General features: G+C 72.9%; 11 protein-coding genes and 1 pseudogene. 2 read left to right on the forward strand and 10 right to left on the reverse strand.

The annotated features are described in order from the left end of the window. Positions 1-52: 52 nt before the first annotated feature. The 3 genes and pseudogenes from FRANCCI3_RS11500 to FRANCCI3_RS11510 form a co-directional block, all read right to left on the reverse strand. Entirely contained in the window at positions 53-1,510 is a 1,458-nt protein-coding gene (locus tag FRANCCI3_RS11500; RefSeq protein WP_011436703.1) for an MFS transporter, read from the reverse strand. A gap of 149 nt (positions 1,511-1,659) precedes the next feature. Continuing rightward, positions 1,660-1,853: pseudogene (locus FRANCCI3_RS29060) on the reverse strand (prolipoprotein diacylglyceryl transferase); the annotation flags it as partial. A gap of 30 nt (positions 1,854-1,883) precedes the next feature. Then, positions 1,884-2,372 carry a MarR family winged helix-turn-helix transcriptional regulator gene (locus FRANCCI3_RS11510; RefSeq protein ID WP_011436705.1) on the reverse strand — a complete coding sequence of 163 codons (489 nt, stop codon included), beginning with the start codon at positions 2,370-2,372 and terminating at the stop codon, positions 1,884-1,886. Positions 2,373-2,586: 214 nt separating this feature from the next. Between FRANCCI3_RS11510 and FRANCCI3_RS11515 the strand changes: the two genes are divergently transcribed. After that, on the forward strand, positions 2,587-2,859 hold the full coding sequence (locus FRANCCI3_RS11515) for a helix-turn-helix domain-containing protein (RefSeq protein ID WP_035941703.1): 273 nt from the start codon (positions 2,587-2,589) through the stop codon (positions 2,857-2,859). Between the two features lie 157 nt (positions 2,860-3,016). Here FRANCCI3_RS11515 and FRANCCI3_RS11520 read toward each other — a convergent pair whose 3' ends face one another. The 7 genes from FRANCCI3_RS11520 to FRANCCI3_RS11550 all read right to left on the reverse strand — a co-directional run bounded on the left by FRANCCI3_RS11520 (position 3,017) and on the right by FRANCCI3_RS11550 (position 11,894). Beyond that, the gene (locus FRANCCI3_RS11520; protein WP_011436707.1) at positions 3,017-3,568 is read right to left on the reverse strand and encodes a hypothetical protein; all 552 of its coding nucleotides are present in this window, start codon (positions 3,566-3,568) and stop codon (positions 3,017-3,019) included. A 41-nt stretch (positions 3,569-3,609) separates the two neighbouring features. Further along, on the reverse strand, positions 3,610-4,833 hold the full coding sequence (locus FRANCCI3_RS11525; RefSeq protein WP_011436708.1) for an NAD(P)/FAD-dependent oxidoreductase: 1,224 nt from the start codon (positions 4,831-4,833) through the stop codon (positions 3,610-3,612). Positions 4,834-4,891: 58 nt separating this feature from the next. Further along, positions 4,892-6,589 carry a carotenoid oxygenase family protein gene (locus FRANCCI3_RS11530; protein ID WP_011436709.1) on the reverse strand — a complete coding sequence of 566 codons (1,698 nt, stop codon included), beginning with the start codon at positions 6,587-6,589 and terminating at the stop codon, positions 4,892-4,894. A gap of 331 nt (positions 6,590-6,920) precedes the next feature. Then, positions 6,921-7,397, reverse strand: coding sequence for a cobalamin biosynthesis protein (locus FRANCCI3_RS11535; protein WP_011436710.1), 477 nt, complete (start codon positions 7,395-7,397; stop codon positions 6,921-6,923). After that, the gene (locus tag FRANCCI3_RS11540; RefSeq protein WP_011436711.1) at positions 7,394-9,067 is read right to left on the reverse strand and encodes a cobyrinate a,c-diamide synthase; all 1,674 of its coding nucleotides are present in this window, start codon (positions 9,065-9,067) and stop codon (positions 7,394-7,396) included. The genes FRANCCI3_RS11535 and FRANCCI3_RS11540 overlap by 4 nt, the downstream gene beginning before the upstream one ends. Continuing rightward, a complete protein-coding gene (gene cobO, locus FRANCCI3_RS28050) occupies positions 9,061-9,669 on the reverse strand; it encodes a cob(I)yrinic acid a,c-diamide adenosyltransferase (protein WP_011436712.1) in 609 nt (202 codons plus the stop codon). The genes FRANCCI3_RS11540 and cobO overlap by 7 nt, the downstream gene beginning before the upstream one ends. Then, positions 9,666-11,894, reverse strand: coding sequence for a VWA domain-containing protein (locus FRANCCI3_RS11550; RefSeq protein WP_148214937.1), 2,229 nt, complete (start codon positions 11,892-11,894; stop codon positions 9,666-9,668). Before FRANCCI3_RS11550 ends, cobO begins: the two co-directional genes overlap by 4 nt. A gap of 763 nt (positions 11,895-12,657) precedes the next feature. Between FRANCCI3_RS11550 and FRANCCI3_RS11555 the strand changes: the two genes are divergently transcribed. Continuing rightward, the gene (locus tag FRANCCI3_RS11555; RefSeq protein ID WP_011436714.1) at positions 12,658-13,695 is read left to right on the forward strand and encodes a pentapeptide repeat-containing protein; all 1,038 of its coding nucleotides are present in this window, start codon (positions 12,658-12,660) and stop codon (positions 13,693-13,695) included. Positions 13,696-13,730 lie beyond the last annotated feature (35 nt).

Below are 13,730 nucleotides of genomic sequence, written 5' to 3' on the forward strand. Positions count from 1 at the left end.
CACGTAAGGATCACTGTCACGGGAGTGCTAGAACTGTCACGGGAGTACTAGATCAGCACCTGGCGCTGTTTTCCGTTCCGATGTTCCTCATGCCCCGGCTAGGGGTGAGGAGGGGGGTGAACAGGAGGAGGGATGCCGCGGTGAGGCCGACGATTGCCAGGCGGGGTCCGGTGGCGCCGGCGGCGAGGTGGACGGCGAGGGTGACCATGGCCACGCCGAGGGCGGTGCCCAGACCGCGGGTCATGTTGACCAGTCCGCCGCCGGTACCCGACGCGTGGGCCGGGATCGCACTCATGATCGTGGTGTTGTTGGTGGGGGTGTAGACGCCGAGGCCGAGGCCGAGCATGGCCATCGGGGGGATCAGCCAGGGTGCGGACAGTGGCACGGCGAGTGCGGCGGCGAGTGCCATCGTGCAGGTGACGGCGCCGAGCGCGTAGCGGCGGCGGTCGCTCCACCGGTCGGGTAGGACCGCCCCGGCGCCGCTGGCGGCGAGCGCGAAGCCTCCGGGCAGGGCGGTGAGGACCAGCCCGGCGTGCAGGGGGGAGGTGCCGCGGTCGGTGAGGACGACGGGGACCAGGACGAGCGGGCCGAACAGGACGAGGTAGCCGCACAGCGCGCCGACGAGTCCCCCCGCGAGGGCAGGGATGCGAAGGAGGCGCAGGTCGATCAGGGGTGCCGGCGCGCGGCGTTCCCGTTGGACGAGGCCGTAGCCGGCGAGCGGGGCGAGGATGGCGAGGATGGCGGTGGCCGCGGAGGGCAGGTTCAGGCCGGAGACGGCCGAGATGGCCAGCAGCAGGGTGGTGGTGGCGGTGGCGAGGAGGGCCAGGCCCGGCCAGTCGAAGGGGGCAGGGTCGGTGCGCTGGCGGGTGCGGGGTAGCAGGTAGTAGCCGGCGATGAGGGCGATTGTCCCGACGGGGACGTTGATGGCGAACACCCAGCGCCAGCCGAGGGTGGTGACCAGGGCTCCGCCGAGGGTGGGGCCGAGAGCGAGGCCGAGGGCCTGGGCGGCGGCCTGGACGCCCAGGGCGGCGCGCATCCTCGGGCGGGGTGCGCTGGTGGCGACAAGGGCGACGCTGTTGGCCTGCAGCATCGCGGCGCCGACGGCCTGCGCGACGCGGGAACCGATCAAAGCGGCGAGGCTGGGAGCCAGGCCACAGGCGGCCGAGGTGGCGGTGAAGACGAGGAGTCCGTAGAGGTAGAACTGTTTGCGGCCGTGGGCGTCGGCGAGCCGGCCGACGGGCACCAGCAGGGCGACCAGGGTGAGCAGGTAGGCCAGGGAGACCCAGGTGACTGCAGCGAGCGGGGCGTGGAACTGTGCGCACAGCGGCCCGTAGGCCAGGGTGACGATGCTGGCGTCGAGTTGGCCCATGAACGCGCCGAAGCACACGGTGGCGACCGCCAGCCACCAGCCGCCCGGCAGGTCGCGGACCGCGCGAGGGCGGGCCCGCTCGTGGGCCAGCAGCGACATCAGGGTGTTGCGGGATGCGGAGGTACGCACGCCCGGGTCCATGGCTACCTGCTCCTCCAGCGGAAGCCGCTCACGGCAGGGCGCGGCTCCCCAGCTCTGTCTGTGACAGATAAACTCTGTTTCAGACAGAGTAGGCCGGTGCGGGGGCGGATGCCAGGCCGGCCGCTGGAGGTGGGCACGCGGCGTTGGCAGCCGGCGGTGTAGGCCGCGACGTACAGGGCGAACAGCCTTCCCCGGCGAAAGGCCCAGCGCCGGTCGGCGGCGAGCAGCAGCACGCCGAGGTCCTGAAAGTAGTTACCCACCGTCCGATCGCCTGCGCCAGCACCAGCCCGGGCGCGGCGGCGTCCGCGAAGCCGGCGGGCGTGATCCCGCAGCGGCGGCAACCGGTTCGGCACGCCTCCCGAGGAACCTGCGGTCAGGGTCCGCCGGTGGCGACGGAGGACGGGTCGGCCGGGCGGCGGTCATCGAGCTGTTCGACCAGGCGTGACAGGGCCGGCAAGGCTTCGACAATAACGGCCTGGTCGGCGGCGGCGAGCCGGCCCAGTGCGTCGCCGAGCCTGCGTTCGTGGGCCTCGCGCCACCCCTGCAGATGGCGGGTACCGGTCTCGGTCAACGACACCCGGGCCGCGCGCCGGTCGGCCGGGTCGGTGACCCGCCGCAGAAGATCCGCGTCCGACATCTGTTGCACCAGGGTGCTCACCGTATTCGGGGCCAGGTGGAGCAGGCCGGCGAGCTCGCCCACCCGCGCGCCATCGCGTTCCTGCAGGCATTGCAACAACTCCACCTGGGCCATCGGCAGGGCCTCCCACGGGTAGTCGCTGCGGATACTCGTCCGCAGCACCCGCCGAAGTCGAGTGACGACCTCGGTCAACGCCCGCGCGTCCCGCTCCAGCCGTAGCTGCACCACCACCCCGACAGGATAGCTGGAAAAGGGCCGGTTTCACCGGTCGGATCAGCAGGTTCTCCACGACGAGGCCCAGACCCCACCGCAGGCCTCACCCGCCCCTGCTCGGCCGGCGGGCTCGGACCCGCACCCGTGACCAATTCTTATACCGTTATTAGTATCACGGTTGTGGTGCGGAGTCGGGTAGGGGCATGCCGGTACTACCATCATGGCCATGGTGCGGACGCCGTTGACCCGGCTGGAACGCGAACGCGGGGAGCGGTTGGGCGCCCTGCTGCGCACCGCCCGGGGGGACCGCAGCATGGTCGAGGTCGCCGCGGCGGCCGGGCTGTCGGCGGAGACGCTGCGCAAGATCGAGACGGGCCGGATCGCGACCCCGGCGTTCTTCACCGTCGCCGCGCTGGCGCGGGTCCTCGGCCTGTCCCTGGACCTGATCGCCGACGCCTGCGCCGATGCGGCGATCCCGTCTGGCGTCGCATGGGGCTGAGAAACCTCGGGAAGAAAGATTCGTGTTTGTCCTCCGTTCGGCTGAGTCGCTGAAGATTACCGGTGGCGGGGAGCCGCACGGCACGACCGTGGGCGCGGGGCGTATCACCCGGAGAACACGCGATCCCCGGCTCTGGTAGGTCAAAGCTGATGAGACGTCAAGGCCGCCGGCCGGTGGACCTGGTATTGAGCAGAGTTTCCCGGACTGTCTGCAGGAAGTGGGCTGGGCCGGCCTGGTCTGTCCAGCTGTCGCGGTAGGCCAGGGGAATGGGCGAGTTGCCGAGGTAGGTGGCGCGTAGGGCACGGGTGACCAGCGTCCCGGCACCGGCACCGGCAGAGCCGGCCGCGGCGGCTACGGTGTCGGCGGCGAGCTCCGTTTCTGTGCCGCCGGCGAAGGTGTAGGTGATGACGATGTGGACAGTGCCGTCGGCCGGGTCGGCGCTTATGGCGGGGTCGGTGGTCATCTGCCAGATGGCTCCGGGCTCGTCGCGGGTGACCGTCCACTCGACCTCGACGGTTGTGTCCGGGGCGACCTCGATGACGTCGACGAATCGTGCCCCCACCGGCACCGGGCGGTCGGTGTTCTCCCCGCGGACCGCCTTCGTCGCAGCGAAGGTGCCGACCCAGTTGTCGGGAGTTGCCATGAAGGCGTAAATCTCCGCTGCGGACAGTGGAATGTGCAGGCTGACTTCGAGCGTGGTGTCGAGCACTGGATGATCTCGATTCCTGCCGGCTGGGGGCGGGGGTTGGTTCAGGGTTCAGGGTCAGGATTCGTTGGAGAGCATTTCGGTTCGGTCAGGTGCGCCGGGGCGAAGAACTCCGCCAGCGGAACGAAGCCGGCAACCATACCGAGAAACTTTTTCCGGGTTTCTGGACTGTTCGCCGCGGCCACCAGCAGCGCGGCCAGTTCGGGGGGGAACGCCAGTTCGCCTACCGTGCAGGCAAGCCGGTAGGACGCGGCGGTCGCCTCGTCGCGATGCCGCTGGAAATCCGCCAGGGCGGCGTTCATCGGCTGCTGCCCGGACAGGCCGCGGTCCACCGCGGCCGCCAGCAGGTCCGCCTGGGTGAAGGCGTCGAGCATGCCCTGGGCGGTCACGGGATCGCGGTGGTAACCGGCGTCGCCGACCAGCGCCCAGCCCGGCCCGTGGCCTGCGCGGTAGTAGTTGTCGGGGTAGAGGGAGCCGTGGAAGCGTTCCTCGCGCCGGCCGCGGGTGGCCAGCTCGTCGGCCAACTCGGGGAAGACGGCACGCACGACACCGAGGAAGTTTCCCGGCACGTCGGCCCGGAACTCGGCCAGGCGCTCCCGCCGCCGCATAACCGCAACCACGGTCAGGCCGTCGTTAGTCGGCCAGCAGCCGATCTGGGCCCCGTTGCGGAAGCGGGCGCTGTGCTGCCGGTCGAGGCCGCTCCAGTACGAGTAGTAGATGAAGCTGGCGGCCGGTACGACGTTGTAGAAGGCGGCGTTCATCGTCGCCGCGATCGTGGAGCGGGGGCCGTCCGCGCCGATGACAATGGCGGCCCGATCCTCGGCCGCGGCGCCGCCGGAGCGCCGGGTGCCACCGCGGATACCCACCGCGCGGCCGTCGGCTACCAGTACGTCGGTCACCGGGTAGCCCAGGCGGACCTCGACGCCGGCGTCGAGCGCGGCGTCCAGCAGCATCGCGTCCAGCACGGTGCGCCGGGGTGCGTAGGCCGCGCTGATGCCGTCCACCGGATCGACGCCGCCGGTGATGACGCTGTCCTCCCAGGACAGCGTCATCTCGGTGATCGGCGGACACCCGGTTCGGACAAGTCGGTCAAGCAGCCCCCAACCGGCCGGCTGGTGTGCCCCGGCCTGGGGCAGATAGTGGGTGGACAGCGTGTCCGCCGGAAAGGTCGCGCGGTCGACCAGCAGCACCCGGTGGCCGCGCCGGGCCAGCAGCATGGCCAGCGGGGAACCGGCGCACCGGGCACCCACCACAATTGCGTCGTACATCCAGTCAACCCTTCTGAACGAGCGTCGCACACCCGTGCCGGTCAGCCCCGTCCACCGGTCAGCCGAGCCGGTCCAGGACGTCGGCGACGACCCTGCGCACGGTCGGCCCGAGACTTCTCCAGGCGGTACCGAGGTCGTCCGCGAAGAACCGGCGATATCCGGTGTCGACGGACCGGATGCTCGCCGCATACCCGGAATGGAACAGAACCGGAATCTTCAGCCCGGGCGCGGTGGCGACGGCGACGGGGCCGGCATCGAGCGCGAGCGCGTCGAAGACCTGGATCTCGGTGCGGTCGGCGTGCTTGAGGAAGACCAGCAGCCATCCGTCCCCGCTACCATCGCCGTTCTCTCCGCCGGGCGCGACGTCGCCGTCGCCGGTGACCGGCACGTACACCGGCGACTCGCCGATGGTGCCGGTCGGAAACGACCACGAGCACTTCTCCGTCATCGTCTCGAGGTCGATGCACACCACCGACGAGGCAGTCCCGCCGGCCGGCAGCTGATCCACCGGCACGACCCGGTGCGGGTGGTCGCGGTACATCTCGACGACCCGGCTGACCAGGCTGTCCGGCGGTGCTCCCCAATACGCCTGCCACAGGTACCGGCCGCGTTCCAGGGCCGGGCGTCGCAGGTCCCTGGCGTAGAGCAGGGTGCCCCAGTGCCGCCGGGGCTCGAGGAAGTACCGGGTGGCGCGTACCTCGCCGGTGCGTCCGGCGATGACGTACCGACCCACCGGTGAGGCGTCGACCGGCGTCGGGAGAAATCCGCGCAGGCTGGCCGGGAAGTGCTTCCCGGACCCCCAGACGGTGTCGGTGTCGGTGATCGCGTAGTTGATGTCCCAGCCGTTCGAGTGGGCGACGTACAGGGTGATGTCGTCGCCGTCCTGGGCGTAGTCGGCGAACTCGTGGAACGACTCGTAGGGCACCCGGGCGTGCGCCACGGGGACAGCGCCCCCCACCCGCCTGGTGGTCAGATCCCTCTTCGCCACCAGATAGATATCGGTGAACGGCTGGTGCGGCCTGGTCCGGTTCCGGCCGGCGACGCTGCCCGGCTCGGGCCGGAAACCGATTTCGGTGAAGATGACGTAGTCCCTGGTCACCGTCACCTCGTGGGTGCCCTGCACGATGCGGGCGCCCGGTACATGCCAGCTTTCCAACGCGCCGCTGCCGTCCCAGCGCACCACCCACAGCGGCCCCTCGACATCGGCCGTCGAATTTCCCCGGGGGCGTAGGTGGATGTTGCACCACCACAGGCAACCGTCGTCCAGGTCGACGACCGGATGGGACGTCGTCTGCACACCCGGGAACAGCGGGTGCGCGCCGACCTGCGGGTATTCGTCCACGCCACCGAGAAAACTCTTGAAATCAAAGGTGACCGGATCGAACTCCACCGGCCGCTGCCGATCGGAGGTCAACAGCAGCCGGTCGCCGAAGAAATGCGGCGCGGTGTGGCTCACCGCCGGTCGCGCGCCCACCAGCAACCCGGCCAGCTCCGCCGGCGGCAGCACCGAGCGCAGCGCGCCGAGAATGGCCAGGTCCGGAGTGACGACCCGGCGCGTCTGCCAGCGCTGGGTGGCCAGGTCGACCCGGGTGAGCATGCCCGGCCCGGTCAGGAAGAAATCGAGCGCGGTCGGCTGGGACGGACCGACGACGAAGGCGTGTCCGCGCAGGCCGGCCGGCCACTGCCCGGCAGTTGTGGTCAGCTCGACGTCATACTCGCGACTTGGTTCGAGGACATGGTAGAGCGCGTGATCCATGCGACTCCTTGTCGGTGCCCCCGCGACGATGACCCACCATGTTTTGGGTTCAACGCTATGTCGTTCTGAACAGCTGCTCTGAACAGCTGCTCTGAACGGTTGTCCTGACACGGCCCGTTCACCGGCCACAGCCAGATTACAACAGCTCACCACGCCGAAAAACACCGGCCGTCCGTACCATTGTCCGCGTGTATAGATCTATAGGGGTCACGCTGAGATGCGGCAAAAAGGGGCAGTGGGGTGACCGCGTAGTACGTCAACAACACCAGCGGCGCGAGCCGATGCTGATCAAAGGTGGTCCGCTCGGCCACCCAGCCGACCTGGTCCGCGGTCACGCGGAAGCGCCGCCATCCCGATCCGGCGTGCCATGCCGGGCGATCGCGACCGTCGCCCGCCGGCCGGCGCGTTTGGGTACGAGCAGGACCGGCTGTGGCATGGCCGTTGCCGGGGGCAGGGTGGCCGTTTCCGGGGACGGGGGGACAGCGAAGGGAATCAGACAGGCGGCCTCGGCGACGCTCGGGGTGCCGAGCGCGGCGTGGGCGGCGGCACCGGGATGGGGCACGTCGACGGTGGCGAGCAGGGCGGCGGGATGGCCCACCAGCGGCCAGCCGTGGTGGCGGGCGGCGGCGACGACGCCCGGTTCGTCCCGGCGGGCCTCGACCGTCGCCATCCGGCGCACCGCGCTCGCCGGCGCCGCGAGGTCGTGCAGCGCCGCCTCGACCAGCTCCAGGATCTCCGCCGCCGTCACCCCGGGCCGTGCGCCGACACCGACGACCAGCCTCCCGTCCCCCGGTTCCGCTCCGGTCACGCCGCGCCGGGCTGGATCCGGCCGGGTGGGCCGGCGGGCTTCGGGGCGCGGACGCGGGGTGCGGCGCCGGCGGTGTCCCGGCCGTCCTCCCGGCGGGCCGCGCGGGCGGCGGCGAGCAGGCGGGTGGCGGCGCCGGGCCGTCCAGCCCAGTGCAGATGCAGGTAGGAGGCGTGCACCCGGCGGTACACGAACCCCTCGGACATCCACGGCGACGCCGCCTGCTGCCCGCCGCGCCGGCCACCACCCGCCACGCGTCCCGGTGCGGGTCGGGGCGCGGTTTCGGGTACCGGCAGCCACCACGCCGCCACCCACGACGACCCGGGGGGCGGGCCTGCGGCGCCGTGGGCGGGGGACGGCGACCGTGGGTCGCACGGCGCCCGGCCGGGTGGGGGCCGTAGGACCGTACGGTGGAACTCGTGGGCGTGCACGGTGGTCCCGGCCGCCGCCAGGGGGCTGTCCGCGGCGGCGATCGCGCTGCGGTAGCCGAGGGTGAGCCGCGGGCCCATCACCGCCTCCACGTCGAGAACCCCGCACATCGGCGCGCCGTCCAGGGTGCGGGCCAGGTAGAGCAGTCCGGCGCACTCGGCGGCGACCGGCCCGCCGCGGGCGGCGAACGCGGCGACCTCGGCGCGTAACCGGGCGTTGTCGGCGAGCGCGGCGACGTGCTCCTCGGGGAAACCACCGCCGATGATCAGGGCGTCGGTTCCCGGTGGCAGCGTCTCGTCGCGCAGCGGGTCGACGGGGACGACGTCGGCGCCCGCGGCGGTGAGCAGCTCGATGTGTTCGGGGTAGCCGAAGGTGAACGCGGCTCCCCCGGCGACCGCGACCCGCGGGGGCCGGTCGGGCATCGCGGGCATCGCCGGGTCCGCTGTGGTGACCGCTGCCGGTCCGGCCGCGGCGAGCACGGTGGCCGGCTCCCAACGTGCGACGCGCAACGGCGGCGCGGTGCGTGCCACCCGCAGCAGGGCGTCGAGGTCGCAGGCGGATCCGACCAGCGCGCCGAGCCGGTCGACGGCGGCGACGGCGGCGGGTCTGCGTTCCGCCGCCGGCACCAGACCGAGATGCCGCGAGGGGGTGTGGACGGCCTGTTCCCGCGGCAGCGCGCCGAGCACGGGCACGGCGATGTCGTCGAGTGCCTCGGTGAGCAGGTCGCGGTGATGGGGGGAACCGACCCGGTTGAGGATCACCCCGGCCAGGCGGATCCGCCGGTCGAATCCGCGGAACCCGGCGACGAGCGCGGCGATCGAGCGGGCGGCGCCGGAGACGTCGACGACGAGCACGACGGGGGCGTCGAGCAGCCGGGCGACGTGCGCGGTGGAGGCATGGTCGGCCTGCTCACCGGGACCGGGACGGGCCACCCCGTCGAACAGGCCCATCACCCCTTCGACGACGGCGAGGTCCGCGCCGCGGGCCCCGTGGGCGAACAGCGCGGCGATGCGCGCCGCGCCGCAGAGCACCGCGTCGAGGTTGCGGCCCGGCCGGCCGCAGGCCAGCGCGTGGTAGCTGGGATCGATGTAGTCCGGGCCGACCTTGTGCGGGGAGACGTGCAGGCCGCGGGCGGTGAACGCGGCCATCAGCCCGGTGGTCACCGTCGTCTTGCCGGCGCCGCTGGCCGGGGCGGCGAGAACCAGCCGGGGAATGTCGATCTCCGCCCGGGGCTCGCTCACCACTCGATGCCCCGCTGCCCCTTTTGCCCGGTGTCCATGGGGTGGCGGACCTTGGTCATCTCGGTGACGAGGTCGGCGGCGTCGAGCAGCTCCCGGGGGGCGCGCCGCCCGGTGACGACGACATGCTGGCGGCCGGGGCGGGAACGCAGGACCTCGACGACCTCGTTGACGTCGAGCCATCCCCAGCGCAACGGGTAGGTCAGTTCGTCGAGCACGTACAGCCGGTAGGTCTGGGCGGTGAGGTCCCGGGTGATCTGCGCCCAGCCCTCCCGGGCGGCGGCACCCGGGTCGCCGTCCGGGTCGACCCGTTCGCGTACCCAGCTCCAGCCCGCGCCCATCTTGTGCCAGGTGACCGGGCCGCCCTGGCCGGAGTCGGCGAGGACGTGCAGCGCGCGTTCCTCGCCGATACGCCACTTCGCGGACTTGACGAACTGGAACACTCCGACCGGCCAGCCCTGTGACCAGGCGCGCAACGCCAGACCGAACGCGGCCGTCGACTTCCCCTTGCCGTCGCCGGTGTGAACCATCAGCAGCGGCCGGTCGCGGCGCTGGCGGGTGGTCAGCCCGTCGTCGGGGACGGTCTCGGGCTGTCCCTGCGGCGTCAACAGGCCACCTTTCCGGACGTCGCGCGGGGCGTCGCGCGGGGAGTGAGATGGTGCAGGGAGTCCAGCGGGATCGTGACGCCGCCGAGGGCGCCCGCGAGCCGCTGGGCCAGGCCCAGGCGCAGGAAACCGTTCTCGCAGTCGACGACGACGCTGCTCAACTCACCCCGGCCGCCGCCACGCCCCCCGGTACCGGCCCGTCCGCCCGTCGCCGGTCCGGCCGCGCCACCGGCGGCGCGCACCAGCGCGCGGGCCACCGGCAGCGGGTCGTCCCCGGCGGTCGCCCGGCCGTCGGTGACGACCACGAGCAGGGCCCGCCGCGTCGGATCACGGCGCCGTTCGGCGCGCAGGACCTCACCGGCGAGGCCCAGCCCGGCGGCCAGCGGGGTCCGCCCGCCGGTGGGCAGCGCGCGCAGCCGGGCCGCGCCCACCTCCACGCTCGAGGTCGGCGCGAGCACCACCTCCGCTCCCGACCCCCGGAAAGTGATCATCCCGATCCGGTCGCGGCGCTGGTAGGCGTCGACGAGCAGGGCCAGCACGGCCGTGGTGACCAGGGTCATCCGCGCGCGGGCGGCCATCGACCCGCTGGCATCGACGACGAACAGCACCAGGTTGCCCTCCCGGCCGACGCGCACGGCGCCACGGCGGTCCGCCGGGACCAGCACGAGGCCGGGTCCGCACCGGCCGCGGGCGGCCTGGAACGGGGCGGCGGCGAGCAGGGTCGCCGGCAGATGCAGGCCGGGTGCGTCCGCGGCGGTGGTGACGAGCGCGCCGCGGCTGCCGCGGGCCGGGGATCGACGTCCGGTGGCTCCCGAGGAGGTTCCGAGGCCGGCGACGGTGAGCAGCCGCGGCCGGCTCGCCGCCGCCGGTGCGCCGGCGAGCCGGGTCGAAGACGCCGTCGCGGTCGAAGACGCCGACGGGGACGGTCGTGCCGACCACCGGTCCCCGCCGTCCCCGCTGTCCCCGCCCTTCCCGTCATCCCCGCCGTTCCCGTCATCCCCGCCGTTCCCCGCGCCGCGGTTCCCATCCCCCGCACCGTCGCAGCCGTGGGAACCGCCGTCACCACGGGGCGCGCCCCCCGAACCGCCGCCGTCGGGCGGGTCGTCATCGGGGCGCGCATCGTTCACCGGTACCCCGGATTCCCCGGCACCGGATTCCCCGGCACCGGATCCGCCGGCTTCTTCGCCGGCTTCTTCGTCGGCTTCACATTCGCCGGCCTCGCGTTCGGCCCCGACGCGCTCGTCGAGAGCGGCCAGGGCCTCGTCGAGGACGGCGTCGAGGGTCTCGTCGTCCATTCCGGGGGCGTCGAACGGGCCGCGGCGGCGGCGATGCGGTAGCGCGAGACGGGCACCGGTACGGATGTCGGCGGCGAGCACCGTGGCGCGCCCCGCCCACGCGGCGAGTGCCATCGCGGTCTTGGCCAGCACCACGTCGGCGCGCATGCCGTCGACGTCGCAGCCGGCGCAGATGGCGGTGACGGCCCGCAGCGCCGCGTCGGTGAGCCGGACCGTGCCGAGCCGGCCGCGGGCGGCGACGACCCGGGCCGCGAGTTCCGCCTCCGCGTCCGCCCAGGTCGCGGCGAACCCGGCCGGGTCGGCTTCGAACGCCAGCCGTCGGCGGACGACCTCCGCGCGCACCGCCGGGTCACGGCTGGCCGCGACGTGCACGGTCAGCCCGAACCGGTCGAGCAGCTGCGGACGCAGCTCGCCCTCCTCCGGGTTCATCGTCCCGACCAGCAGGAACACCGCCGGATGGCGCACCGACACCCCGTCGCGTTCGACGTGGGCGACCCCGAAGGCGGCGGCGTCGAGAAGCAGGTCAACGAGATGGTCCCCCAGCAGGTTGACCTCGTCGACGTAGAGCAGCCCGCGGTGGGCGGCGGCGAGCAGACCCGGGCGCAGAACGCTGACCCCGTCGGCCAACGCCCGGTCCAGGTCGAGGGAACCGGTTAGCCGGTCTTCGGAGGCGCCCACGGGTAGTTCCACCAGCCGGGCCGGACGGGTCAGTGACGGCGACGGCGCGGGATGCGGGCCGTCGGGGCAGTCCGGTAACGGCGCGTCGGGCGCGCAGGAGAACCGGCAGCCCTCCGTGACCGTCACCGGGGGCAGCAGGGCGGCCAAGCCGCGCACGGCGGTGGACTTGGCGGTGCCCTTCTCCCCACGCACGAGGATTCCGCCCAGCGTGGGGGAGACCGCGTTGAGCAGCAGGGCCAGGCGCAGGTCGTCCATGCCGACCACCGCCGACAGCGGGAAGCTCACCACGGTGTCGACGCCGTCGAGGCAAGCGGGTGTCGCCGGTGCGTCGTGTGCACCGGCTGCGGCTGACAGGATCGACAGGATCGACAGGATCGACACGACGGATACCACGGATGCCGATGCGGCGCGTGCGGCCGGGATGGCCGATGTGGCAGTGGTACGGGCATGCCGGGGTCCTCCCAGGGTCCTCGCCCATGGTCATCACGGCGACGGCCGGAGTATCCTGGCTCCCGGATCGACGCGCACCTTCGGCCTTCCAGCCGCCGCTGCGGCCGTGGCCCGTCGCCCCGCCGGGGCGGCTCGGGGTTCCTCTCCGGACCCCTGGTCGGGCGATCGCCGGGCACGCCCGCCTCCTCGTCGGCGAGCCTGCCCAGGAAGGGTTCGCTTCCCGGTGACAGTGGCGGGACCGCGCCGGACTCGCACCGGCTTCCTCCCCCTGCTGTCGCGTCTGTCAGCATGACATATCCGTCGGCGACCAGTACGTCGTCTCGACGACCAGGACGTCGAGACGACCCTCCCTCCCACCCAGATGACCATTGGGTGCTGACCGCTGACCGCTGACCGCTGACCAGACGCCCTGTGCTCGTTGAACCGGCGCTGGTCGTGGGCGAGGATCGCGGGCGAACTGGTATCCCGGCCAGCCCGAGGCCGGTGGACACGGGGGTGGCGACGTCATCCTCCGCGGTCGCGTCTGTCAGAATGATGTCTCCCGTCGACGTTCAGAAGGGCACACACCTTGCCCGACGATCTCGATCCCGCCGCGGGAATCACCGGGGACGCCCGCGGCCGGCTGCGTGCCGACTGCGGGCGCTGTTTCGCGCTGTGCTGCGTGGCACCGGCGTTCTCCGCCTCGGTGGACTTCGCGATTGACAAACCCGCCGGCACGGCCTGCCCCAACCTGAACGCGGGCTTCCGCTGTGCCGTCCACGAGCAGCTGCGGCCGCGGGGGTTCCGCGGCTGCGCCGTGTATGACTGCTTCGGCGCCGGGCAGCAGGTCTGCCAGGTCACCTACGGCGGGCGGGACTGGCGAGCGGCCCCGGACAGTGCCCGGCAGATGTTCGATGTCTTCGCGGTCATGCGGACGCTGCACGAGCTGCTGTGGTATCTGAGCGAGGCGCTGAGCCGGCCCGCCGCCGCCCCGCTGCACGCCGAGCTGCATGACGCCCGCGCTCGCACCATGCTGCTGACCTGCGCCGACGCCGACACGCTGCTCGCCGTGGACGTCCCCGCGCTGCGTCAGGCGGTCCATCTGCTGTTGCTGCAGGCCAGCGACCTGGTCCGCGCCGAGCTGCCGGGCGGTGCCGGGAACAGGCGTCCCCGGCGGCGCCCCCGCGGCGCCGACCTGCTCGGCGCGAACCTCGCCGGGGCGGATCTGCGCGGCGCGGCGCTGCAGGGAACCCTCCTGATCGGCGCGGATCTGCGGGGGGCGGATCTGCGCGGCGCCGACCTGCTCGGCGCTGACCTGCGCGACACCGACCTGCACGGCGCCAACCTGCACGGCGCCCTGTTCGTCGTTCAGGCCCAGCTCGACGCCGCCCGCGGGGACGCCACCACGGCGCTGCCCCCGGCTCTGACCCGCCCCGTGCACTGGACGCGCACGGCGGACCCGACGCGGCCGGACCCCAGAACGCACCCCGTGGCGGGCTCGGGCCCCGGGCCCGGGACGGTGCCGATCCCCTCGTCGTCGCCCAGCGCGGCCCGGCCGCGGCGGTCGGCGAGTTCTCCTCGGTCGCCTCGTTCCCCTCGGTCGCCTCGTTCCCCACGCCGCCGCTGACCGGCAGACCAGTCGTCGCCGGCGCCGGGTCCGAT

This window comes from Frankia casuarinae (assembly GCF_000013345.1).
GTDB classification, from domain to species: Bacteria; Actinomycetota; Actinomycetes; order Frankiales; family Frankiaceae; genus Frankia; species Frankia casuarinae.

Coding starts and splice junctions, on each gene's coding strand:
- FRANCCI3_RS11525 (WP_011436708.1), bottom strand. CDS start 4,833: ATGTACGACGCAATTGTGGTGGGTGCCCGGTGCGCCGGTTCCCCGCTG.
- FRANCCI3_RS11530 (WP_011436709.1), bottom strand. CDS start 6,589: ATGGATCACGCGCTCTACCATGTCCTCGAACCAAGTCGCGAGTATGAC.
- FRANCCI3_RS11515 (WP_035941703.1), top strand. CDS start 2,587: ATGGTGCGGACGCCGTTGACCCGGCTGGAACGCGAACGCGGGGAGCGG.
- FRANCCI3_RS11550 (WP_148214937.1), bottom strand. CDS start 11,894: ATGGACGACCTGCGCCTGGCCCTGCTGCTCAACGCGGTCTCCCCCACG.
- FRANCCI3_RS11500 (WP_011436703.1), bottom strand. CDS start 1,510: ATGGACCCGGGCGTGCGTACCTCCGCATCCCGCAACACCCTGATGTCG.